Origin of the sequence: Corynebacterium propinquum DSM 44285, assembly GCF_000375525.1 — a bacterium.
In the GTDB taxonomy this organism is placed as follows: domain Bacteria; phylum Actinomycetota; class Actinomycetes; order Mycobacteriales; family Mycobacteriaceae; genus Corynebacterium; species Corynebacterium propinquum.
In genome coordinates this window covers 1-22,004 of sequence record NZ_AQXC01000004.1, presented here as the reverse complement: position 1 = coordinate 22,004, position 22,004 = coordinate 1, and the positions used below count along the sequence as shown (strand labels likewise).

The window sequence follows — 22,004 nt, the reverse complement described above, 5'->3', positions numbered from 1 at the left end:
AGCCTACCAACTGCAACTAACTTTCCACGAAGTTTGTCCGCGTCTCGTTTTTAGGCTTCCAACACGACCTCAGCGAGCATCCGACCACTCGGGCTCGTGCTGCCAGCTGCGGGCTCTTCAGTGACCATGACCTTATGGGTGGCAGCGTCGAAAGGCATCCACACGTCCTCGTGCGGGTCTTGGCCGATGACTCCGGCCGAACGCACCACGCCATTCTTGTCGACGGACCACACCTGCGCGCCCATGCCGTCGGCAAGATCCGGTTGACCATCCACCATCGCACCGGCTTTGCCCATTTCTGTCGACGACACAATGTGCAGGCGTGCGCCTTCCGCGGTAGTCGCGCCGCTGACCAGATCGGCCGCCGACATGATCTCATGCATCTGTTCGTGCCCATCCGCGGTCGAATCAGCATCTTCTGCAACGATCGTGCCTTCACCAGCGTCATCGGTAGCATTATCCAGCACGGGAGTAAGCACTGTAACTACCACCAACAATACAGCGGCTGCGAGACCACCGGCCAGCACCCAGGTTTTTCGCGGCACACTCTTCCGAGAAGCCGCTGACTGAGGCGTTGCGGACTGAGCCATCGCGGACTGAGCCGTCGCGGATGAAGCTTTCGCCCGCAACGAAACGACATTATGTGCTTCCACCGCCGATTCACGCTGCGTGTGATCATCTAAAGCTGCGCCCGCATCAGAATGACCGAGGCGTGCAAGCAGCTGCCCTTTCACATGCTGCGGCGGGGTGTGCTCCGGGACAGCATCGAGGAAGGCATCGAAAAACTCGTCGTCGAATTGTTCCGAGTTAGCCTGAGAGACGTTATTACTAGTGATGTCGTTGCTCGAGACGTGCTTCCCGTCGCGATCACTCATGGTGGGCTTCACCCCTTCCCCAAACAGCTGCTAGTTTGCGTACCCCATCGCGCACCCGCGTTTTTGCGGTACCCAATGGGACATTGGTGGATTCTGCCAGTTCCGCGTGACTTAGCCCGTCGAAAAACGTCAGCAGAACGGCCGTGCGGTGTGGCTCGCCAATCTTGTCGACGGCTGCCCGCAGTCGTTTTCCCTCCACATTAGTAAGGGCCTCAGTTTCCACATCTATTTCGCGGATGCGTTCCCCAAGAACAAAATCGGCATCGTCGCGGCGCACGCTGGCGTTATGCGCACGCAGTTTATCAATTCCGCGGGAATGCGCGATCCTACCCACCCACGTGCGGGCGCGACCACGGTCTGGGTCAAAGCTACGTGCTTTATTCCAGACTTCCACGAAAACTTCCTGCAGCACTTCTTCCGCGAGCGAGTTATCACCGAGGATCTGGATGATCACACCGTAGGCCAGCGGCGAAAGCGCATCATAAAGCTGTGAAAAAGCGCGCTGGTCCCCGTCGGCCACGCCCGCGACGAGCGCGTCGAGGCGAGCATGTTCTTCAGGGCTGCAACTAGACACAGCATTACATACTACTGGCTCATCTTGTCGTCATGCTCCATCTTGTCGCCTTCACCGCCCATCTTGTCGTGTTCCATTTTGTCGTGCTCCATCTTGTCGCCGCCCATTTTGTCGCTGTCGCCCCCCATCTTGTCGCCACCCATTTTGTCATCGTGGCTCATCTTGTCGTGCTCCATCTTGTCGCCGCCCATTTTGTCGCTGTCGCCCCCCATCTTGTCGCCACTCGTGCTCTCCGAGGTCGTCTTTTCAGAACTCATCTTGTCCGAGCTCTCGTCCGAGCTTTTCTCAGTGCTCTTCTCAGTGCTCGTTTCTGACGACTTCGTTGGAGTTGCAGCAGAATCATTACTGCACGCAGCCAGGCCCACCGTGCTCATCGCAACGGCAGCGGCAGTGATCAAAAATTTCTTCATCGAAGTATGTGCAGACATTGGGGTCTCCTCAACAACTAGTGGTTTCAGCAGTTTTTCCTGCCTTCAACTACTACTGCGGAGCCACCCTGCAGACCGGATTGGAAAATATGAAAATTTTTTTTCTGCCATTCGCAGCAATCCACTACGGCGCTCGGCTCCGGATAAACCAATGACAGAGAAAATACGAGCCGCGTACGACGAACCTCCGCCGTCACGCGCGCGACATTCAGAAAGGCTGCACAATCATGCTCAGCACCATCGCCATCGGTTTTATCGGTGGCCTGATCACGGGTATATCACCGTGTATTTTGCCGATCCTGCCGCTAGTGCTGGCAGTATCCCAAGGCTCCAAAGCCCGCCCATGGTTGGTTATCGGCGGTTTGGTCACCAGCTTTACCGTCGTCACGCTGTTTGCCACCACGTTGCTCAATGCGCTGGGGCTGCCCGCAGATATTTTGTGGAAGCTCGGCATCGCACTATTGGTGCTGGTCGGCCTAGGAATGATCTTTCCCAAACTACAGGAGCTACTGGAATGGCCATTCCAGTTCCTGCCGCGGGCACATAAGTTGCAGGCCCGCGCCCGCGATAAGGGCGGGTTTGCCGTCGGCCTGGCCATGGGTGTGGTTTTTGTACCGTGCGCTGGCCCAGTATTGGCGGCAATCACCGTGGCTGGTGCTACAGGCGAAATCGATGCCCGCATCGCCGTTCTCTGCATCTCGTTCGCGATTGGCGTAGCCATCCCACTGCTGGTTTTTGCGTTGGGCGGCCAGCAAGTGGGCAAGCGCGTAGATTTCTTCCAGTCGCGTCAACGCGTCTTCCGCGCCACCGCTGGCGTTATCGTCATCAGTATGGCCGGTGCCCTGGCATTGGGTGCGCCGGCGTGGATCCAGCAAAAACTACCAAACTGGACAGGTGATGCCGAAAAGACCGTCACCGCGCAACTGGCACAACAAAACGAAGGATCAGACTCATTGGAAGATTGCCGTGGCAACGGTGAACTTGGCAATTGCGGCACCGTCCCGGAGCTGGTGGGCCTGGAAAACTGGATGAACACGGACACCCCCGTCGACCCGCGTACTTCTGGTGATGTCACGCTGATCGATTTCTGGGCTTATGCCTGCATCAACTGCCAACGCGCGAATAAACACATCACCAAACTTTATGATCACTACCGCGACTATGGCTTCACCGTCATCGGCGTACACTCCCCGGAATATGCCTTCGAGCGGGAAACCGCGAACGTGCGCCAGGCGGTTTCCGAGCAAAACATCAACTACCCAGTCGCCCAAGACAATTCCTTCGCCACCTGGAAAGCCTTCAACAATCAATATTGGCCGGCACATTATCTTGTCGACGCTGAGGGCACCGTCCGGGAAATCCACGAAGGCGAGGGAGCCTATGCCCGTACTGAGCAGCTCGTGCGCGAGTTGCTACAGAAGCGTGATCCGTCGGTTGAACTTCCTGCCCCATTGGAAGATTCCGACGACGAAACCACACAGCATCGCAACCCGGAGACTTATTTGGGCAGCCAACGCGCCCGGTACTACGCCAACCCCGCGTATAAGTCCGGCACCTTATCTGGACCGGAGCCGGAGATCGGTCAATACACCTTGGAAGGCGATTGGACCATCGACCGGGAAAACATCACCGCTGGTGACAACGCCACAATCCGCTTGAACTACCGCGCAGCTCTGGTGCAAGCAGTCGTTTCCGGCAGTGGCACCATCAAGGCCAACGGGCAAGAGTTCACTGTTACCGACGACGGAACGGTAAACCTCCTCGACGTTGAGAAAGCACAAGCGGGAATCCTGGAGATCGAAGTCTCACCCGGTTTGAGCCTGTACTCGTTTACTTTTGGGTAGTTTGACGGTACACAAACATTTGTTCGTCATCGTTTCTGCACTTCAGCGCATAAATTCATAAACTTCATAAAGTTCATAAGAATTCATAAGCGTGTGGACTACCCACCCCAACGGCTGGTGGCTGCACCGATGACGGACAGCGCCACCATCGCCGCAGAAGCTGTGCGCAGCACCTGTGGCCCCAGAACCACCGGCTGCGCACCGACGCTGCGCAGTAGCGCTACTTCTTCCTCGCCGATGCCACCTTCTGGCCCGACGATAAGAAACACCGTGCCGGAAAACTCCGGAGCCAGCTGGGCTAGCGGCTGGCTCGCTTCTTCGTGCAATACGACGGCGGTGTGCCCGTCGATCAGCTGCGCCAGCTGGGCAGTGCTCACCGGTTCCCGGACTTCCGGCACCGTCACCCGGCGCGATTGTTTCGCCGCTGCAGCCGCCGCGGACTGCCACTTCTGCACGCCTTTGTTGCGTTTGGCGCCCTGCCATTTCGCAATACAGCGGGCGGCTTGCCACGGGATGATCTCATCGGCACCGGCTTGCGTCGCCAAGTCCACGGCTAACTCACTGCGCTCGGCCTTCGGTAATGCTTGTACGACAATGACGTACGGGTCCGGGCGCTCGCATTCGCCGCTGGCCACCGCTATCCCGGTCAAGTGTTCTTTGCCGGATGTTTCGGTGACCTCAATTTCGGCCCAGCGTGCCGCGCCATCAATCAGCTGGATGAGCTCGCCGGGCCCGATACGCTTGACCGTGACGGCGTGGCGGGCTTCTGGCCCAGTGAGCTCCGTGGCCTCACCGACCTGCGGCAACGGCGCGGAAGCAAAAAATACCGGGAGTGACATTGCGACTACCTTGTGCGCTAGAAGCCGAGCTTAAAATCCAAAGCGTCCACGCAGCCGGCTGAACAATCCGTCCGAGTGACCGTCGGCTTCGGAATTCACGCGAGACGATTCTTCGCGCTTGTCGCGGACTTCCTCCAGCAACTGGCGGGTCTTTTTGTCCAGGTCCGTCGGCACGGCGACGTCGACATGTGCAATCATCTTGCCTTGCCCGTCGGTGCGCACGCGTGGCATGCCTTTGCCTTCCTTCACAATCTGGCCGCCCGGCTGAGTTCCGGCTGCGATCTCAAATTCGATCTCTTCGCCGTCCAGGCCTTCCACGTTGCAGGTGGTGCCCAACGCAGCATCAACCATCGGCACGGTGATGGACAGGTGCAGCGTATCGGCATCGCGGGTGAAGATATCGTGCTTTTTCACCCGGACTTCCACATACAGGTCGCCTGCTGGCCCACCGCCGTGGCCAACTTCACCCTGACCTGCCATGCGAATACGCATGCCATCGTCGATGCCTTTCGGGACGTTGATGGTCAGATCACGGCGCTTTTTCACGCGGCCATCGCCGCCACAGTGATTGCACGGATCCTTGATAACTTCACCAAAGCCCTGGCAATTGTGGCACGCACGCGTCGTCATCACATTGCCCAAGAAGCTGCGCTGCATCTCCTGGATCTCACCAGCGCCATTACATACCTCGCAGGTCACTGGCTTCTCACCATCCGCCGAGCCGGAACCGGTACACCGGTCACACAGCACCGCGGTGTCGACGGTAACTTGTTTTTTCATGCCGGTATAGGCCTGGTTCAGCGTGATGGAGGTACGCAGCAGCGCGTCGTTACCCGGCTGCACACGCGAACGCGGGCCACGGGACCCGCCCCCTGCGCCACCGCCAAAGAAGGCTTCAAAGATATCGCCAAAGCCACCGGCGCCGCCGAAGCCGCCACCGCCCCCGGCTCCGCCGCCTTGCTCCATGGGATCGCCACCCATGTCGACGATTTTGCGCTTCTTCGGATCCATCAAGACGTCGTGAGCGTCGGTCGCTTCGGAAAACTTCGAGGCGGCCTCGTCGGACGGGTTCACATCCGGGTGATATTTACGGGCGAGTTTGCGGTACGCCTTTTTGATCTCCGCCTCGCTGGCGTCTTTGGATACTCCCAAAATTCCGTAATAGTCACGAGCCACTGTTGTATCGATTCCTTCGGGTCAGTTGGTTTATAGGGTTTCTCGGTGTTCTCGCTGCACCTGCAACTGCACATGCATCTTTGTGCATTAATCGATCTACCAGCCTACAGGCTAATTCGTGCCTGCCAGAATCTGGCTGACATACCGTGCAACAGCACGAACCGAAGAAATTGTTCCCGGATAATCCATAAATGTGGGACCCACCACACCAAGCCCACCGAGTGTGGCGGATTCATTGCCATAACCAGCGGTAACGATCGACGCCTGCTGCAATTCTTCGTCTTCGTTCTCCTGGCCAATCAGCACGTCGACATTGCCAAGTTCCGGCACGTTCGCTAACAGCTTAAACATCACCACTTGTTCTTCCAGCGCGTCAATAATCTGTGGCAGACCCTGTGGAAAATCACGCCCTGCCCGGGTCAGATTCGACGCCCCCGCCATCAACAACCGGTCGTTGGGCTGATCCACCAACGTTTCTATCAGCACCGTGGCCACGCGAATCATGTGGTGACGCAAATCCGCCGGGGAATGCTCCAACAAATCAGCCACCCGATTGGCCGCCTGCCCTACCGGAACCCGCGCGAGCGCACGGTTTAACAGCTGCCGCAGTTCATGAACTTCCGCCTCCCCGATCGGGGCATCCAATTCCACGTTGCGCTGGTCGACGCGCCCAGTATCCGTGATCAACACCAACAACAAGCGCATCGGTGTCAGATCCACGACTTCCACATGTTTGACGTGCGAAACGTTCAACGTCGGCAACTGCACCACCGCCGCCTGCCTGGTCAGCTGCGCCAACAACCGCACCGAGCGCCGCAGCACATCTTCCAAATCGACGCCGTCTTCCAGGAACGTGCGAATGGCGCGTTTTTCCGCCTCCGACATCGGCTTGACCTCGCCCAAACCATCAACGAAGCGCCGGTAACCTTTTTCGGTGGGCACTCTTCCCGACGACGCATGCTGCTGGGCAATAAAGCCCTCTGATTCCAACACCGCCATGTCGTTGCGGATCGTTGCCGACGACACCCCCAATTGATGACGCTCCACCAGCGCCTTCGACCCCACGGGTTCCTGGGAAGCGATGTAATCCGTGACGATCGCACGCAGAACTTCCACCCGGCGTGCCTCAGTCGCACCAGCCATCAGGACCTCGCTTTCACATCAGCTGTACCGTCATCTTCAGCGACCAAAATATCGGTGATGATACCGTCGGCAAGCAGCCTGCCCGCATCGGTCAACGCCAGCCGGTCCGGTTGCGGAAAGTGCAGCAGGCCGCGGTCCACAAAATTCTGTACGACGCCCGCAGCACCGGCGCCCACGGCGGCGTAGTCAATGCCTTCGCGCAGCCGCAGCCCCAACATCAGCAGCTCAGTGTGGCGATCCGCCGGGGTCAAATCTTCCACCTGGTTAATCGGCAACTCGCCGTCGGCAAGCACAGCGGAATAGCGATTCGGGTGCTTCACATTGGAAAACCGCTGCATACCCAGGTGAGAGTGCGCACCCGGGCCCGCGCCCCACCAGTCGCCATCGCGCCAATAGATCAAATTGTGTTGGCATTCGCCGCCGGACCGGGCCCAATTCGAGACCTCGTACCACTCCATGCCGGCCTCGGCCAGGCGCCGCGCGATCATCTCGTAGCGGGTGGCCATCACATCTTCTTGTGGGGCCGGAATCTCGCCGCGGCGCACCTTACGCGCCATCGCAGTGCCGTCTTCCACGATCAGCGAATATGCCGAAACGTGATCTACCTCGGCTGCAATCACCAAGTCCAGGGTGCGGGCAACATCGTCATCAGTTTCCGTTGGCGTCGCATAAATCATGTCCAGATTGACGTGCTCGAAGCCTGCCTGGCGCGCCTCACGAGCAGCAGCAAACGCCCGGCCTGGGGTGTGTGCGCGCTCCAGCACCTGCAAAACATCATGCGAGGCAGACTGCATCCCCAAAGAAATGCGGTTATAACCAGCCTCCCGCAGGCCCGCGAAAAACTCCGGAGAGGTCGATTCCGGGTTAGATTCCGTGGTGACCTCCGCATCGTCGGCAAGACCAAAGGTAGTGCGCACCGTCGACAAGATTCGGCCCAGCCCATCTGCCCCCAGCAACGATGGGGTGCCGCCGCCAATAAATACCGTGTCCGCTTTCCGACCAACGCGCTGGGCCGCCATGTCGAGCTCCACGTCCAACGCGTCCAGGTAGCCCTGCGGATTCGCGCCACCAGCTTCCCGTGGGGTGTAGGTATTGAAATCGCAATAACCACAGCGTGTAGCACAAAACGGCACATGGATATACAAGCCAAACGGGTCACCGGACTGACTGGTGAGGCGGCTGGACAACTGGCTGGATATCTGCGACTGGCTGGACATCTGCGACTGCATAGCACCAGCCTAATAGTTGGTCGCGTTGCCAACCAAGGTGTACGCTGGTCGTATTTATTGCGCGCTACATAGTAGGCGTGAAATAAGTGAGCAGTGAGATTGCCGCAGGGCAGAAAGGATGATGGTGGAACCTCCGAGTCGAAGTATCGACGACCCGCACGAACAATCCATGAGCACCGAGGCGGTGCAACCATGTTAAGTGCGGTTTTGTTCCTCATTCTCGGGCTCGCGGTGATTTTTCTGATCATCGTGGCCAACGGCTACTTCGTGGCCCAGGAATTTTCCTTCATGTCCGTCGACCGTGCGCAGTTGCACACCAATGCCGCGCGTGGCGACGACGCCAGCAAACGCGCTTTGGCAATCACCAACCGCACCTCATTCATGCTCTCCGGCGCGCAATTGGGCATTACCGTCACTGGCCTGCTGGTGGGTTACGTCGCAGAGCCGCTGGTGGGCGAGTCACTGGGCACCTTGCTGAGTGCAACCGGGCTTTCTGTGACTGCGGCCGTCGCGATCGGTACCGTATCTGCCCTGGCGGTATCCACGGTTGTGCAGATGATCTTCGGTGAACTATTCCCGAAGAACTACACCATCGCCGCCCCGATGGAATCCGCGCTGTTTTTGTCGCGGTCCACGGCCTGGTACCTGCGAATTTTCGGCCCCCTGATCAAATTTTTCGATTTTTCCTCCAACGCTTTACTTCGCGTTTTACGCATCGAGCCGGTTGCCGATATCGATAATTCCGCGACCACCAAAGAATTCGAGTCCATCGTGGAAAGCTCCCACGAGACCGGCGACATTGACGACGAGACTTTCATGGTGCTCGACCGCCTGTTGGACTTTCCCGACCACGACGTCGAACACGCCATGATCCCCCGCTCACGCGTCGACGTGATTGATCCTGATACCACCCTCGGTGAGCTGCGCGAACTCATGGCCATTGCGCACACCCGCTACCCCATTATCGACGACGAACACACCCCAATCGGCGTGGTGCACCTCACGGATATTTTGCTGACTGACAAGCCTGACAGCACGTTGGCTACCGAGCTTATGCGCGAATCGTTGGTGGTTCCGGAGCTGATGCCGCTTCCCGACGTCGTCGTCGAGCTGCAAGAAAACGACGAGAAAATGGCCTGCGTGATTGATGAATACGGCGGTTTCGTCGGCATCGTCACCTTGGAGGATCTGGCCGAAGAGATTCTTGGCGACGTCACCGACGAGCATGACGTTGACCTGGAAGAATCCGAAGAGATCACCGAAACCGCCGAGGACCACTGGACAGTCGATGGCGATACCCCGCTGGATGAGGTCGAGCGCGCCATCGGGCACGACCTGCCGGAAGGCGACTACGAAACCGTCGCTGGATTGTTGATTGCCCAGGTGGGCTCACTCGTGGAAGAAGGCGAAACCCACACCATCGAATTGGATGCAGAACCAGAGGACTGGGTGGATGCGGATGCCGCGCCAAACCGCCAGTTGATTATCACGGTGGACGAGGTAGAACGGCACGTGCCATCGAGTTTGTCCCTGGAATTGGTTGAGGAATTCGAGGGCGCAGGGAGCGAAGGCGGCCGCAGCGCCCGCGCTGAAGAGGAAACGGCAGAAAGGGGCTAGGGAATGCAGGAATGGTATATCGCTGGCCCGTTGAGCCTGGCGATCGTCATATTGTCCGGGTTTTTCGTCATCATTGAGTTTTCTTTGATGGGTGCCCGCCGACACCGCCTGGAAGAAACCGCGGAGTCTTCTGCGGCCTCGCGCGCGGCATTGCGGAGCTTGAATGAGTTGACCATCATGTTGGCTGGCGCACAGCTTGGGATTACTGCGGCGACGTTTGCGCTGGGTGCGATCACCAAGCCCTGGATCCATCATATGCTGATGCCCGTGTTTGCCGCCGTCGGGATTTCTGGTGGTTTAGCAGACACGATCGCGTTTGTGGTGGCATTGCTGCTGGTGACGTTTGTGCACCTGGTGGTTGGTGAAATGGCGCCGAAGTCGTGGGCGATTGCGCACCCAGAGCTTGCCGTGCGGATCATTGCATTACCAGCCCGCGGGTTCATCTGGATCTTCCGCCCGTTGTTGAAGTGGATCAACGTCATTGCCAATAAGTTGGTTGCGGCTACTGGCGTGCAGCCGGTCGATCGCGCCGGTGCGCAGGGTTATGACACCGATACTTTGCGCACGTTGGTGCAGCATTCTGGGCAGACGGGTGCGATGGATCAGAAGTCTGCACAGCAGATCAGTGGTGTGATTGAGTTGGAAAACTCCACAGTCTCTGCCTTGGCCCGGGCGCATGGCGTGGAGATTACTCCCCTGCCACATGACGCCACGGTACGTGATGTGCAAGAGGCGAGCCGGTCGATGAACCGTTTGCGTGTGGTGATCTCCGATGCAGAATCCGCCGTACCGCGGGTAGTGCACGTACGGGATACGTTGCTACAGGAGCCAGATAGTCCAGCCGCCGCTGTCGCCCGCCCAGCCTTGTCGCTAGCTGGTTCCACGAAAGTGCAGCACGCCATCGAGCACATGCGCGCACTCGGCGAACAAATCGTCGTCGTTGGTCGCGGAGACAACAGCGAATCACTGTGGATTTTGAACTGGGACGACATCATGGGCCAGCTATGGCCGGAAATCACGAAGCAGCTGGAGCGGGAAGCTTAGAAAGAAAGCCTCGTCCTGCCCGCTGCTACTGCGCTACTGTCGCTAGCCCACGCTCGCAGCGCGCAACCGAGCGCGCTTTGCAGCAACCTTGGCGACGATCCGGTCAATGCGTGCGCGTTCTTCCAAAAATTCCGGCGGTTTGCGCCCACGCATGCTGCGGGCAAAAGCAGGGTGCGCAGAAACCGCAGTGGTTTCCCACGCATGCGCCGCCGTCGCAGCCATCCTCCCAACTTTGTTGTATAGGTGCGGCAGGGAGACCGCATCCAAATCGCGGGCCACGGCCTCTGTCTGTTCGAGTACGTATTCCACCAACTCGCGCAGAAAGTCCACGGTGTGTGTCGTGCGTTCGTGCAGCGTATGAACTAGCTCGTTGACCACTACCGGCGGGCCAGACAGCGGGAAAAATGCCTGCAGCGACTCCGCTGTCACGGCTTCGGGCTCGGTTATCCGCTTGGTACCGTCGGCAGCCGCAGAAATGCTACCTGAAGCCACCCCGGAAACGAGTGCCTGGCGCAGGCCAATCAGCTCGCCGACGACATCGCGGGAATCTCGGCGCGCATCTTCCACGATCTCCGCCAACTCCGCCAGGCAATCCTCGACGAGTTCCGCGTCGTAATCTTCGATCGCTTCGATCACGTGCTCGATGTATTCGGCCACCTCGTCGCCAATGTTGTACACCTCTTGGGTGAGCTCACGATGGCGCAGTTCAGCAGCGATTTTGCGCATTAGGGGGCTGCCTCCTTCTAGACCGTCGCGACCGAATACCCTCATCCTCAACCTAGCCCACGAAACCTGAAGTACTAGTTGAGAGTTTCTCTGCGCTGTAGCCTATTGCAGTAGCGGCCCAAAAATGGTTCGACTCGCCGGAAAAAACTCAGCAGTTTATAAGCTTGCCGACGGTTCCTGGTGGCAGGCTCGGAGCATAAGACAGAGCTGGCCCACAGGCTGCGGATTCTAGCGCGAGTACAGCTTCTCCAACACCTCCGAATAACGCTGGACAACCACGTTGCGCTTCACCTTCATCGTCGGGGTGAGTTCGCCGGATTCCTCCGTGAAGTCTTTATCGAGGATGTAGAACTTCTTGATTGCTTCTGCGTGCGAGACCGTGGAATTCACCGCGTTGATGGCGTCCTGGATTTCTGCACGCAGCGTTGCATCGTGTGCTAATTCGTCGACGCTGCGGGCGGCAGGAATATTGTGCTGCGACTTCCAGCGGCCCAGTGCTTGCTCGTCCAATGTCACCAAGACAGCAACGAATGGTTTGCCGTCACCAACCACGAGCGCCTGGGAGATCAACGGGTGCGAGCACAGGCCATCTTCGAGCCCACCCGGGGCGACGTTTTTGCCGCCCGCGGTGACGATCAGATCCTTTTTCCGCCCGACAATTTTGACGTGACCGGAAGGCAGAATCTCGCCCAGATCTCCCGTGCAATACCACTGACCATCGAATGCTTCGTCGGTAGCTTCTGCGTTGCGCCAGTAACCGTCGAATACCAAATCTCCGGCTAACTGCAGCTCACCATCCGGGGCAATGCGCACACGGGTTCCGCCCAGCGGCGGGCCTACGGTGCCAATTTTCTGGTTTTCAAAATCAACGGTCGCGGCGGCGGCAGTTTCTGTCAAGCCGTAGCCTTCATAAATGGGCACACCGATTCCCCGGAAGAAATGCATCACTTCCGGGCTCATCGCAGACCCGCCGGAAATGCAGTAGTCAACTTCTCCACCCATACCCGCTCGGATTTTGGATAGCACCAATTTATCCATGACTTTGTGTGCGCCGCGCAGCGCCAACGACGGGCCATCTTCTGTATCTAGGGCACGGGAATAAGCGATCGCGGTCGCCTCGGCCCGATCGAATAACTTCCCCTGAACAGTTCCGGAATCATGTGCTTTCGCACGCGCACCATTGCGGACTTTTTCAAAAACGCGCGGGACGCCCAGAATCAAGTTTGGTTTGGAGCGCTGGAATTCCGTTGGCAAGGTCGCGAAATCCGCCCAAAAATTCTGTGTCGTCCCACTGATCATCGCTGCTGCAGAGACCGAAAATGCCAGCACGTGCGCCAGCGGCAAAAAGGTCAACACGTGGTTGCCAGCATGCGCAATGCCCCCGATTGGGTTGGTGAGCAACCCTAGGACCTGGGCAGTCCAATTGCGATGCGTCAGCATACAACCTTTCGGCCGCCCCGTGGTGCCCGAGGTGTAGACCAGTGAAGCCAAATCATCCGACGTGGTCGCAGCAATGCGCTTATCGACGGCGTCGTCATCAATATTTTTTCCTGCTGCTTGCAGCGCTGCTACCGCGCCGTCGTTAATTTCATAGAACGCACGCATCTGCGACGTGGAGTCTTTCACACGCGGCTCGCCGTCGTCGGCAAGCTGCAACATACGCAGGATCTCACTGTGTTCTTGGGTTTCACCAAAGCCAAGCACGGCGCCGGAGTTCTCGATGATCCACTGGACCTGCGACAGCGACGACGACGGATAAACCGGAACGACAACGGCACCGGCGGCCCAAATGGCGTAGTTGAGAAGCATCCACTCGTAGCGCGTATTGGCCATCAGCGCAACGCGATCACCATGCTCCACACCAGCGTCGAGCAGCCCCTTGGCCACCGCATAAACCTCGTCCAGAAACTCCTGGCGGGACACCGGGACCCAGGTGTGGTTTTTCGGGCGGGTGAACATCTCTGCCTTTGGCTGGGCTTTCACCGCATCGATGGTCAGGGTCAATAGTGTCTGGCCAGGTTCAATGGTGTATTTTGCGGGGCTGAAGGCTTCTCGCACAGTTCTCCTAGGTGGTTACGCGCCGTTCCACTTACTCTCAGGGCAACTGTACTCCCCCACCCCGCGTTTCCCCGAAGTCGGACGTGCTAGTGCGGGACGACGCCCGCATACCGGGCGTTCACGCTGGAGCGGTGAACTAACAGCGACTTAAATACGACTGAACAAATACACCAGGACAATCAGTACCAGCAAGGTAATAAGTGCAAAACGCACACGGGAACGCGGGTACTTCTTCTGCTTCGCCATGCCACTAGCCTAGCCTTTTTACCGCTCATTCCGTCATTGAGTTGTCGACTGGCTATCCTGTGCCTTCGCTTCCGGCTTGTCACGTGCGTTGTCCCGCAATGACAACCAGGCAGTTAGCACAAAGTTCAAGCCGCGCACGATTACCGTCGCCAATACCGCCGCCACAATTCCTGCGACCACCACGACAATCGGCATCTGCAACCACGGCGATAGCGATACCAGCATCTGCGTTACTCCCGTTAGCGTTCCCCCAGCTATCGATGTGCTGGTTATCAGTGCATCGTCCATTGCGTTCATTCTAGACACAGGACCCCACAGGGTGGAAGGGCGCGATGCCTCCAATTAGACCCTCGCCAGCATTACGGCTTCACCAAAAAAGCTGGCATAAATCTGTAAGTTTCCACACCAAATATGTTTCATCTGGCATACTTGAATAAACTGAGATACAGATAACAAAAAGGCATGAGGGATCACATGTTAAAACAGCATCTTTTCACAACGTTCGCGGCGCTCGTAGCGCTTATAGGGTCTGCAACAACGACAAACATCGCTTATGCGGATCCTTCAGTCCCAGCTAGCCAAGCCCCAGCGACCGTCACCCTTGCCAGTGATCTTCCCCCGCTTTCGGTCGACGGAGTAGGCGGCTATTCAGAATAAGAAGTTGAAGAAATGCAAGAGTTTTTCACACAGTTGAGCAAAATATTGATGAGACAACTGCACAAGAAACTTTGACAACAAATAAAGCCCCCAGGCTTCAAAAACAAAGCAAGCGCTAGCTGCGCTCGCCTTGGGGAGGGGAAGGGAAAGGGAAAATTGGGCGATTTTCACCGCGAGCGTCGCCAGACTGGCTAGACTATGCGGCAGCGATTTGGGGGAGGCTAGCATCCCTTGAAACGTCAGAAGACTCCTTGGCCCGTTGATGCGTTCCCCGGCCACATCACCCCCCCCCCCCCCAATACGGGCGAGCGCTCCGAAAAAGGGGTCTTCGCTTTTACCCAATCCTCTACATGTAAACAATGTTTACATGTAGAGGAAGGAAGCAACGTTGGAGTGAAAAAGAAGGAGGCGATGATCATGGCAACGAGAAAGCAGCACGGTGTGATCGGGCGCGGTCCGGTTGTCACTGTGCGCTTAGAGCATGAACTTGTTGAGCGACTCGACGCGCTCGCCGAGCGCACTGGGCGCAGTCGCGGGACATATCTACGTATGGCGCTATGGGCAATGATTCCGACCCTGGAGCGCATGCACTGGGAGCAAGTCTCGAAAGACTTTGAATCGCTCGCGATCAAAGACGCCTTCGAGGAAATCACGCTCGGCCTGATGGAAGACGCGATCAATGCCGACCGCTACCACGAGGAGAAGCCCGGTAGTGATTCTTCGGGGACAAGAACGCCGTAGGCGTTCGCGTCAGCACCTCTGTGAGGTAGCCGAACCCTGCCGGTCGTTCTGGGATTGCTCATAGCGTGGCTACTTGGGGTGCGTCCTGTCGACGCGGAACCGTGTTCAGTTTGATGTGAAATACTCCAACAATTAAATCGAACGTTCGCTATAATTGGGCACATGAAACAAACGATTCGTGCAATGTTTTCCGACCACCCTCGCCTGTCTCGCGCACTCGAATGGGACGCAAACGATGCAACACTGGGAGGCAGCGAGCGCGCACTCGCCGCAATCCTCACCGCGCTTGCCAACGACTTCGACGCGCTGGACGCAGCAGAACAGCGAGCAATCGCCGACACCCTAACGACTCAAGCTGAGGAGACCGAGCGCGACGAAACCGCCGCGCGAAAGCTGCTCGGACTGTGAGCGCACAAGGACCATGCGAGCACTGCGGAAAGCCCATTCCTCCGCGCTCCGACCCCAGAGGTCGACGCGCAAGGTTCTGTTCTGACGCTTGCCGAGCCGCAGCCAGCCGTGAACGACGCGAGCAACGCCACCGCGACGAGGTTGCGCAAGCACGGGAGCAGTTGGCACTTCGCATGCCCGATGAACAAGCCGCAGACGCGGCAAAACTGGTGCGAACAATGACCCACGACTTACGTGCGGGACGAAAGGTTCCTGCGACACCGCAGCATCAAGAACTGATCGCAGCGATTAAAGATTTCACCACAATCATGAACGAACACGCTGCCACAACCGCGCCCTATCCGTTAAGAGATCTCACGTAATTGGCGAACAGCAACCCCTGCCGCTGACGCTCGTTCGTGAGTTTGCGGGGCGCTCCAAATGCTTTGTCGACTTCTTTATCCAACACATCGTGAGCTTTGAGCGGAACAAAACTCGGGGCACTTCATACTGGCGGTCAAAAGACCTATACCCCACTTCAACGATTGCTGGGTGGCTTGGCCACTCCACACTGACCAAGGGGGTTTGAGGTTACCCTCGTTTAGTGGACACCCGATTAATGCGGATCTTGTGTCCGTAAGAGAGGATGCTCATTGTGAGTCAACAACGCCAGAAATACACACCTGAGTATCGACGTGAAGCCGCGAACCTAGTAATCGAGTCAGAACGCCCAATTGCTCATGTAGCTAAGGAGATTGGCGTCGGACCAGGCCTTTTAGGCCGGTGGGTGAAAAATGAGCGTGAACGCCGAGGATCCTCTGATGGGCGAAGCGAGGCGGATCTTCGTGCGGAGAATGCTCGTCTGCGTCGTGAGCTGGCAGAAGCCAAGATGGATAATGAGTTTTTGTCAAAAGCGACAGCCTTCTTCGCCGCAAAGCAACGCGATCAGAAAAATTCGAATTGATGCGGCCAGAGCAAGGCGAATTTCAGTATCAAGCGCATGGCACGCCTTTTGAAGGTGTCTCGGTCTGGATACTACAAATGGGCCCATATGCAGCAGCAACGCTTATCCGGTAAGGATGATCGTGCAGCATTTTACGATGATGTTGATCGCAAGATTCATCAGATCTGGAAAGACTCCGACGAGGTCTATGGTGCCCCGCGAACCACTGCAGAGCTAGGTGAGCGCTACCAGATCAGTGTCAATCGCAAGACTGTGGCTAAGCGGATGCGTCTGATGGGCATTGAAGGGATTTCACCGCGTGCTTTTGTGCCGGCGACAACGATTCAATCTAAGCGTAAGTCCACGCTTCCTGACCTGGTAAAGCGCATGTTTGATACTGGTGAGCTTAACCGGGTGTGGATGTCAGATATTACTTATCTGCGCACCGGTGAGGGCTGGTTGTATTTGTGCGCGGTCCGCGATGGTCATTCCCGCAGGGTGCTGGGCTGGGCTATGGATAGCGTGCAAGATACATGCCTGGTCGAACGAGCACTGCGGATGGCGCATACGCTTCCGCGGTGACGTTGCTGACGGGCTGGTGTTTCACGCCGACCGGGGAACGCAATTTACCAGCGAGCAGCTCTGGGAGGTATGCCGCAACCTAGGCATTGCTCAGTCTGTGGGTCGTACCGGTGTGTGTTTCGATAACGCGATGGCTGAGTCGTTCTGGTCGACGCTTAAAACCGAGTTCTACGACCGGAAGCGCTGGGCAACCCGTGATTCCGCCCGCAAGGCCGTTGCTTACTGGATTGAAGTGGTCTACAACCGTCGGCGCCGGCACTGAAGCACTCGGGATGGTAAGCCCTGTCGATTTCGAGAACCACATTGGTCTAACCACCAGCAGAAAAGAAATAGCTGCCTAACCATTAGGTAGCTCCACTACGTGTCCACGATTTGCGGGTAACCCCAGGTTCCAGTGTCTTGTTCAGTATCTAAGCCAGGTAAAGGAGATTTTGAAGCATCAATCTTTGTAGAGCTAGTTTCTGAGGTGGACGGCCCCATCTCACCGCAGACGAAATCAGGCGCGTGCTGTTAGCCGCCTCCAGCGCTCACCTCAAACAGAACAAAGATGCTGGTGATTAAGGAAAGTCGAAACAGCTAAAGAAACCAATTAACCAGGTCAAGAAATGAAAAACGGCCCCAAGCTGGCGCCTGGCCAGTGCAATTACAGCGTTATAGGCATGCTTTCCGGGAGGGAAGTCATTTCTCCTTCTACACTTAGTAGAACGCTGCCAGCCCAGAAGTGAAGCCATAGACGGAGCCGTCGAGTCGATGGGACAGGACGTGCTGGGGTGACGCCATTGTTTGACTGTCAGATACTCGAAGCTGACGCTTCGCTCGGTCAATACCCATTCACATTAACAGGCGAAAAGCAGCAATAAAATGCCAGTGATCGTCAAAACCGCAGCCGTTAAAGTGCTTCCCTTTCCGGAAAGGGCTGCGCTATCTCTGCTTGAAGTATCGAGTAGAAATCCTGCAAAGAAAATAACAACGCTGGTGGAGATGGCTAATAACGAGTAGAGGAGCATGGAAAGAGCCATCATCTTGACGTCCTCTTCTCTGGCCAGTGTGAAGATGCCTCCGAGAAAGGGGATTGAAGTGACCGATTGAATAAATCCGATCGAAAACCCAATGGCACTAGCGTTAAGAACAGAGGCATAGAGTCTCTTAGCTAGATACTTTGCCTTTTGAAGCAACACCTTGTGGCGTTTCCTAGTTGCTAACCCGATAGCCCCAAGGCAAATAAGCAGAATCCCCAATACAGGTGAATGAGCAGCATGAGGAGGGGTCCAATACGAAGCTTTAATGACCCAAAAAACAATCCCTGTAGCGGCCACAATTCCCAGCCAATCAGAAAAGATAACTACTGATATGCGGGGTCTTTTTACCTTACTTGAGTATCCCAATGCGATAAGCAGCCACAGGAGCAGATTGAAGGAATCGGCAAAACCCAAGAATGCCACGTTGATATCTATCATCTACTCACTTGCCCCCTCGCAAAGCGTTTTACAACTGAGCGCAGAACAAAACCTACCAGAGCGCATTATGATCTCTGCTTGCGCCGCTGACAGGACATTGCAGACCTTCCGTCACCATCCCAGTGGAAATGGGCAGGGAATACCGTGACTCTAGTAGCGGTACCAGTACTTGCCATCATCGTGACGTTTACACCCACGAATATCAGGGTAGTTGGCGCCTGCATCCAGTCGAGGAATGGACATATTTGCCCAGCATCCGGCTGCAGTATTGAAAGGGCCGTGCCACGATGCAGCCGCCGACGCCGTCGCCGGCAGAAGCAGGGAAGTAGAGAGGGCGCACGCTGCAGTCGCGAAGCCTACACGTTTCATAATCGACACTATGTTTTCCTTACCTTGTAAAGGGAGCGTTAAGAGAGATAATGGATATGATATCAGCATTCATGGGCGCATGTAGGTGGAGTGGGCTGGAATATCGGACCAGTGACCTTAACTGGTAACCTCGAGATTTTCTTTCTTCCAACACTCAACAAACGCATCCGGGCTTAAATAACCCAAAGACGAATGCGGATGCAACTGATTATACCTTTGTGACCACCACGCCACCATCCGGGCAGCATGGGTGTGATCATCAAAGACATTATCAGCCAACAACTCATCACGCATACGATTATGAAACGACTCCACAAACCCGTTATGCCACGGCTGACCAGGGGGAATGAACGCCTGGGTTAACTGTTGCTCATCAACCCAATCTCGTAGCTTACCCGCAATAAACTCCGGGCCGTTATCCATACGCAACACCTTTGGACAGCCATGCTCTAACACAGCAACATCTAGCATTTCCACCACATCAGCAGCACTAATAGACCGAGCCAGGCTAAAAGTCACATGCTTGCGACTAAACTCATCGATGACGTTGCAGATCTTAAACGCCCGGCCGGTGTAATCAGAATCAAACTGGAAATCCAGTGCCCAAATCTCTCCTGGTTTTTCTGCTGCTCCTTTTCGGGGTTCAGGATTATGTGAGATCACCTGCTTACGTTGTTTACGAGGAAAAACCCGTAAGTTTTCCTCACACCACAACCTGCGAAACACATCCCGAGAAACGCTGAAACCAGCACCGCGAGCATGAACAAGTCCACGCCTATAACCCCACCGACGATGGGTATCAGCAAACTCATTCATCCACTCACGCAGCAAATGGTAGCGATCTGCGCTTGGGATACCACTACGCTTTGCGCGTTGCCTACGCGCCCGCTGATAGCTTGATCTAGATAGCCCGACAACACGACACGATAACCGCGTACTAAAGCCTTTATCGGTGAGATAGTCCACGGATTCGTGTTTGCGTTGCGGGCTTAGAATTTTTTCTCAGCTAGCTCGCGTAATGCTTCTTTTTCTAGTTCTGCTTGACCCAAAAGAGCTTTTAGCTGTGCATTTTCATCCTGCAGACGCTTGAGTTCTTTGGCTTCTTTGCGGTTGATCTGCCCGTAGTCACGGCGCCAGCGTGCCAAGGTGGCTTCTGAAACACCGATGTCGCGGCAGATCTCTGCGTTGGTTTTGCCTTCATTGGCAAGTTTTGTGGCTTTTTCTAATTTAGCCACGATTTGTTCTGGGGCGTGTTTGGTGAACTTTTTCATGGTTTCCATATCTTTCTGACCTGGTCGGTCGTTATGGTCTCCTATGTTAAGTCATCCGGTCCGAAAAACCCCGCCCACACCATAGGGGTTTAGATGGGAATTCTAGTGAAGCGTCCTGGGTTTAGTTCCTACCTCAGATAAGGAAGGATTAGGCACTATGCTCAGAAAGTATTCCGTCGAGTTTAAGGAGAAGGCGGTCCATCAGATCATTGAAATGGTCCGCTTGGAGTCCTTCTCACTACAGCGCGTCTGAGAACAGGTCGGCGAGCTCCTCGGCGTATCACGCGCTACATTGCGGGCGTGGTACCGCGACAGTGCCTCCACACGAGATGGCCGCACCACGCCGGTTAGCGAAACAATGGAAGAAGAGCGCAAGCGTCTGCGCCGAGAGAACCGTGAACTGAAACGAGGAAACGGGATTCTCAAAACTGCTTCGGCTTTTTCGCAGCGGAACCCGTCCGCCCCACGACCAAATGATCTCCTATATCGACGCGTATAAAAATCAGTTTGGGGCCCCGGGGCTCGGCCCACCTTGTCGGCGAGTTCGCGGTTGGCTTGGTGGTCCACAAGGAACATCGCGGTCTCGGCGATGCGGGCTGGCCACCAGTTCAGCTCAATACCGTAGAACTGGCCGATGGAAAGCTTCTGTTCCCAGGTGATGTCCAGTGACATTGCGGTGTTGCCTTCGCGCTCACGAATCGCGACGATCACGTCGGTTTCGATCTTGCGTAGTTCGCGGTAGGCGACGATGAGGAAGTTTCCTGAGCCACAGGCTGGGTCCATGAATACGTGTGTGGCGAGGCTGTCGCGGAATTCGCGGAGCTTTTTCACGCTGGTTGATTTGGAGTTGATGAGGCGGTCGGCTTCTTCGCGGAGCTCGTCGAGAAACAGCGGTTTGAGTGTTTTGAGGATGTTTTTCTCGGATGTGTAGTGCTCCCCGTCCAGGCGGCGGGCCTCCTTCGACTTCACCAGCTGGAAAAGACTGCCGAAGATCGCCGGGGAAATATCCGTCCAGTGGAACCGGCACGCCTCCAACAGGGCTTCGCGCATGGCGGGGCTGAAAAACGTGGTGGTACGTGTCTCGCCTGCCCGGTCGAACAGGGCCCCGTTGACGTAGGGGAACGCCGCCATTGACTCCGGGACCTGCCTACGCTTGGTCTCGGAGGTGTTGAGCACGTCAAACAGGGCGTCGAGTTGCCCGCCCAGGTTTTCGCTGGTCGTGTGCTCGTGCACGAAGCGGTAGAACAGGTCCTGCTCCCACAGGCCGGCACCGTCGCTGAAAAGGAGAAACAGCAGGCGGGTCAGGAACACGGAGGTTCGCTGGACTTCCTCGTCTTCGTCCTCCGGGTTGGTGGGTGCGGCGTCGGCCACGTCCTCGTCCACGTCGTCGCCTGCCATGGCGGTGAACAAGTCCCCATGATTTTTGACGCCTTGCCTCGACGCGTTGCGTATCAAAGTCCGTGATGGTGGACGTGTAGTCAACAAGTCTGCCTATATGGCCATCGGCGTGGATGTCGACGGAATCAAACACATTCTGGGCTTGTGGATAGCTAAAGAAGAAGGCGCGTCGTTTTGGGCACAAGTGTGCTCTAACCTGGCTAATCGTGGGGTTAAAGACGTCTTCATTGTCTGCTGTGACGGGCTTAAAGGTTTGCCTGAAGCAGTAGAAGCAACCTGGCCTGGCTCTATGGTGCAAACCTGTGTGGTGCACCTTATTCGTGCTGCTAACCGGTGGGTGGCCTACGGGGATCGCAAAGGCGTATCCGCAGCGTTGAAGAAGGTTTATACCGCCGCAGAC

At 56.5% G+C, this 22,004-nt stretch carries 20 protein-coding genes and 4 pseudogenes; 9 read left to right on the top strand and 15 right to left on the bottom strand.

Translation table 11 applies throughout. The features are described from left to right. Positions 1-50: 50 nt before the first annotated feature. Genes B142_RS0104555 through B142_RS11910 form a run of 3 tightly spaced genes read right to left on the bottom strand, consistent with a single transcriptional unit; the run spans position 51 to position 1,877 of the window. Entirely contained in the window at positions 51-875 is an 825-nt protein-coding gene (locus B142_RS0104555) for an anti-sigma factor (RefSeq protein ID WP_018120366.1), read from the bottom strand. Beyond that, positions 868-1,449, bottom strand: a complete 582-nt coding sequence (locus B142_RS0104550) for a sigma-70 family RNA polymerase sigma factor (RefSeq protein WP_051067302.1) — start codon at positions 1,447-1,449, stop codon at positions 868-870. Before B142_RS0104550 ends, B142_RS0104555 begins: the two co-directional genes overlap by 8 nt. Before the next feature lie 11 nt (positions 1,450-1,460). Beyond that, on the bottom strand, positions 1,461-1,877 hold the full coding sequence (locus B142_RS11910; protein WP_018120364.1) for a hypothetical protein: 417 nt from the start codon (positions 1,875-1,877) through the stop codon (positions 1,461-1,463). Positions 1,878-2,104: 227 nt separating this feature from the next. On the opposite strand from B142_RS11910, the gene B142_RS0104540 reads away from it, so the two are divergent. Next, a complete protein-coding gene (locus B142_RS0104540; protein ID WP_018120363.1) occupies positions 2,105-3,721 on the top strand; it encodes a cytochrome c biogenesis protein CcdA in 1,617 nt (538 codons plus the stop codon). 98 nt (positions 3,722-3,819) lie between these two features. Here B142_RS0104540 and B142_RS0104535 read toward each other — a convergent pair whose 3' ends face one another. The 4 genes from B142_RS0104535 to hemW form a co-directional block, all read right to left on the bottom strand. Next, positions 3,820-4,560, bottom strand: a complete 741-nt coding sequence (locus tag B142_RS0104535; protein WP_018120362.1) for a 16S rRNA (uracil(1498)-N(3))-methyltransferase — start codon at positions 4,558-4,560, stop codon at positions 3,820-3,822. A 30-nt stretch (positions 4,561-4,590) separates the two neighbouring features. Next, the gene (gene dnaJ / locus B142_RS0104530; protein ID WP_018120361.1) at positions 4,591-5,736 is read right to left on the bottom strand and encodes a molecular chaperone DnaJ; all 1,146 of its coding nucleotides are present in this window, start codon (positions 5,734-5,736) and stop codon (positions 4,591-4,593) included. Between the two features lie 111 nt (positions 5,737-5,847). Continuing rightward, positions 5,848-6,879 carry a heat-inducible transcriptional repressor HrcA gene (hrcA, locus tag B142_RS0104525; protein ID WP_018120360.1) on the bottom strand — a complete coding sequence of 344 codons (1,032 nt, stop codon included), beginning with the start codon at positions 6,877-6,879 and terminating at the stop codon, positions 5,848-5,850. Next, a complete protein-coding gene (hemW, locus tag B142_RS0104520; RefSeq protein WP_051067305.1) occupies positions 6,879-8,096 on the bottom strand; it encodes a radical SAM family heme chaperone HemW in 1,218 nt (405 codons plus the stop codon). The genes hrcA and hemW overlap by 1 nt, the downstream gene beginning before the upstream one ends. 204 nt (positions 8,097-8,300) lie before the next feature. Here hemW and B142_RS0104515 point away from each other — a divergent pair, with 204 nt between their 5' ends. Both B142_RS0104515 and B142_RS0104510 read left to right on the top strand, forming a co-directional pair. Then, positions 8,301-9,725 (top strand): hemolysin family protein, encoded by a 1,425-nt coding sequence (locus B142_RS0104515; protein ID WP_018120358.1) that lies wholly within the window; start codon positions 8,301-8,303, stop codon positions 9,723-9,725. A 3-nt stretch (positions 9,726-9,728) separates the two neighbouring features. Continuing rightward, positions 9,729-10,769 carry a CNNM domain-containing protein gene (locus tag B142_RS0104510; RefSeq protein ID WP_018120357.1) on the top strand — a complete coding sequence of 347 codons (1,041 nt, stop codon included), beginning with the start codon at positions 9,729-9,731 and terminating at the stop codon, positions 10,767-10,769. A 42-nt stretch (positions 10,770-10,811) separates the two neighbouring features. On the opposite strand, the gene B142_RS0104505 is transcribed toward B142_RS0104510, so the two are convergent. From B142_RS0104505 to B142_RS0104490, 3 genes are all read right to left on the bottom strand, one after another. Continuing rightward, entirely contained in the window at positions 10,812-11,495 is a 684-nt protein-coding gene (locus B142_RS0104505) for a hypothetical protein (protein ID WP_018120356.1), read from the bottom strand. 228 nt (positions 11,496-11,723) lie between these two features. Beyond that, positions 11,724-13,553, bottom strand: coding sequence for an AMP-dependent synthetase/ligase (locus tag B142_RS0104500; protein ID WP_018120355.1), 1,830 nt, complete (start codon positions 13,551-13,553; stop codon positions 11,724-11,726). A gap of 279 nt (positions 13,554-13,832) precedes the next feature. Then, the gene (locus B142_RS0104490; RefSeq protein ID WP_126844666.1) at positions 13,833-14,087 is read right to left on the bottom strand and encodes a hypothetical protein; all 255 of its coding nucleotides are present in this window, start codon (positions 14,085-14,087) and stop codon (positions 13,833-13,835) included. A 762-nt stretch (positions 14,088-14,849) separates the two neighbouring features. Between B142_RS0104490 and B142_RS13835 the strand changes: the two genes are divergently transcribed. From B142_RS13835 to B142_RS14255, 4 genes and pseudogenes are all read left to right on the top strand, one after another. Continuing rightward, the gene (locus B142_RS13835) at positions 14,850-15,197 is read left to right on the top strand and encodes a ribbon-helix-helix protein, CopG family (RefSeq protein WP_018120351.1); all 348 of its coding nucleotides are present in this window, start codon (positions 14,850-14,852) and stop codon (positions 15,195-15,197) included. Between the two features lie 162 nt (positions 15,198-15,359). Next, positions 15,360-15,605 (top strand): hypothetical protein, encoded by a 246-nt coding sequence (locus B142_RS0104475; protein ID WP_018120350.1) that lies wholly within the window; start codon positions 15,360-15,362, stop codon positions 15,603-15,605. A 173-nt stretch (positions 15,606-15,778) separates the two neighbouring features. After that, complete coding sequence (locus B142_RS13485) at positions 15,779-15,967, top strand: hypothetical protein (RefSeq protein WP_018120349.1); 189 nt, start codon at positions 15,779-15,781, stop codon at positions 15,965-15,967. A 263-nt stretch (positions 15,968-16,230) separates the two neighbouring features. Continuing rightward, positions 16,231-17,450: pseudogene (locus B142_RS14255) on the top strand (IS3 family transposase). Positions 17,451-17,945: 495 nt separating this feature from the next. Here B142_RS14255 and B142_RS0104450 read toward each other — a convergent pair. The 4 genes from B142_RS0104450 to B142_RS0104435 all read right to left on the bottom strand — a co-directional run bounded on the left by B142_RS0104450 (position 17,946) and on the right by B142_RS0104435 (position 20,206). Then, positions 17,946-18,566 (bottom strand): hypothetical protein, encoded by a 621-nt coding sequence (locus B142_RS0104450; RefSeq protein ID WP_018120347.1) that lies wholly within the window; start codon positions 18,564-18,566, stop codon positions 17,946-17,948. Between the two features lie 150 nt (positions 18,567-18,716). Beyond that, positions 18,717-18,944 carry a hypothetical protein gene (locus tag B142_RS13480; RefSeq protein ID WP_144737827.1) on the bottom strand — a complete coding sequence of 76 codons (228 nt, stop codon included), beginning with the start codon at positions 18,942-18,944 and terminating at the stop codon, positions 18,717-18,719. 108 nt (positions 18,945-19,052) lie between these two features. Continuing rightward, positions 19,053-19,901, bottom strand: coding sequence for an IS3 family transposase (locus B142_RS0104440; protein ID WP_161797452.1), 849 nt, complete (start codon positions 19,899-19,901; stop codon positions 19,053-19,055). Positions 19,902-19,924: 23 nt separating this feature from the next. Beyond that, positions 19,925-20,206 (bottom strand): transposase, encoded by a 282-nt coding sequence (locus B142_RS0104435; RefSeq protein ID WP_026167838.1) that lies wholly within the window; start codon positions 20,204-20,206, stop codon positions 19,925-19,927. 157 nt (positions 20,207-20,363) lie between these two features. Here B142_RS0104435 and B142_RS13960 point away from each other — a divergent pair. After that, a pseudogene (locus B142_RS13960) lies at positions 20,364-20,754 on the top strand (transposase); the annotation flags it as partial. On the opposite strand, the pseudogene B142_RS11900 reads toward B142_RS13960, so the two are convergent. Continuing rightward, positions 20,723-21,649, bottom strand: a pseudogene (locus B142_RS11900) (DNA methyltransferase); the annotation flags it as partial. The pseudogenes B142_RS13960 and B142_RS11900 sit on opposite strands and share 32 nt — an antisense overlap. Here B142_RS11900 and B142_RS0104425 point away from each other — a divergent pair. After that, positions 21,642-22,004: pseudogene (locus B142_RS0104425) on the top strand (transposase); the annotation flags it as partial. The pseudogenes B142_RS11900 and B142_RS0104425 overlap by 8 nt on opposite strands.

What these genes read in the sequence shown, in the direction of transcription:
- B142_RS0104475 (WP_018120350.1), top strand. Translation starts at nt 15,360, where the DNA reads ATGAAACAAACGATTCGTGCAATGTTTTCCGACCACCCTCGCCTGTCT.
- B142_RS0104435 (WP_026167838.1), bottom strand. Translation starts at nt 20,206, where the DNA reads ATGAAAAAGTTCACCAAACACGCCCCAGAACAAATCGTGGCTAAATTA.
- B142_RS0104450 (WP_018120347.1), bottom strand. Translation starts at nt 18,566, where the DNA reads ATGATAGATATCAACGTGGCATTCTTGGGTTTTGCCGATTCCTTCAAT.
- B142_RS0104505 (WP_018120356.1), bottom strand. Translation starts at nt 11,495, where the DNA reads ATGCGCAAAATCGCTGCTGAACTGCGCCATCGTGAGCTCACCCAAGAG.
- B142_RS0104555 (WP_018120366.1), bottom strand. Translation starts at nt 875, where the DNA reads ATGAGTGATCGCGACGGGAAGCACGTCTCGAGCAACGACATCACTAGT.
- hrcA (WP_018120360.1), bottom strand. Translation starts at nt 6,879, where the DNA reads ATGGCTGGTGCGACTGAGGCACGCCGGGTGGAAGTTCTGCGTGCGATC.
- B142_RS0104535 (WP_018120362.1), bottom strand. Translation starts at nt 4,560, where the DNA reads ATGTCACTCCCGGTATTTTTTGCTTCCGCGCCGTTGCCGCAGGTCGGT.
- B142_RS0104515 (WP_018120358.1), top strand. Translation starts at nt 8,301, where the DNA reads ATGTTAAGTGCGGTTTTGTTCCTCATTCTCGGGCTCGCGGTGATTTTT.
- hemW (WP_051067305.1), bottom strand. Translation starts at nt 8,096, where the DNA reads ATGTCCAGCCAGTCGCAGATATCCAGCCAGTTGTCCAGCCGCCTCACC.
- B142_RS13485 (WP_018120349.1), top strand. Translation starts at nt 15,779, where the DNA reads ATGCCCGATGAACAAGCCGCAGACGCGGCAAAACTGGTGCGAACAATG.
- B142_RS0104490 (WP_126844666.1), bottom strand. Translation starts at nt 14,087, where the DNA reads ATGGACGATGCACTGATAACCAGCACATCGATAGCTGGGGGAACGCTA.
- B142_RS0104540 (WP_018120363.1), top strand. Translation starts at nt 2,105, where the DNA reads ATGCTCAGCACCATCGCCATCGGTTTTATCGGTGGCCTGATCACGGGT.
- B142_RS0104510 (WP_018120357.1), top strand. Translation starts at nt 9,729, where the DNA reads ATGCAGGAATGGTATATCGCTGGCCCGTTGAGCCTGGCGATCGTCATA.
- B142_RS11910 (WP_018120364.1), bottom strand. Translation starts at nt 1,877, where the DNA reads ATGTCTGCACATACTTCGATGAAGAAATTTTTGATCACTGCCGCTGCC.